General features: G+C 60.8%; 1 protein-coding gene. It reads right to left on the minus strand.

The annotated features are described in order from the left end of the window. Positions 1-5 precede the first annotated feature (5 nt). The coding region (locus tag ACM0OX_RS35905; RefSeq protein WP_414520001.1) for a hypothetical protein at positions 6-227 on the minus strand (222 nt) is incomplete at its 5' end.

Below are 227 nucleotides of genomic sequence, written 5' to 3' on the forward strand. Positions count from 1 at the left end.
TTGCTTTAATCCGCCGACTGGTCCTCTGGCGGTGATTTTTCGCCCGCCGCTTCGGCTTTTCGCTCGGCTTTCAGGGCCGCCTTCTCCGCCGCCTTCTTCGCCGCCGCCCGCTCACGTTCCTGGCGCTCAAAACTGTAGTTCGGCTTACGGGCCATCGGCGTCTCCATTCGTTGGTCTGATCGCAAGATGGCGACAGGAACATCCGTACACAACGGATGGATTCGCCG

This window comes from Nostoc sp. PCC 9305 (assembly GCF_963920915.1).
Classification (GTDB): Bacteria; Cyanobacteriota; Cyanobacteriia; order Cyanobacteriales; family Nostocaceae; genus Nostoc.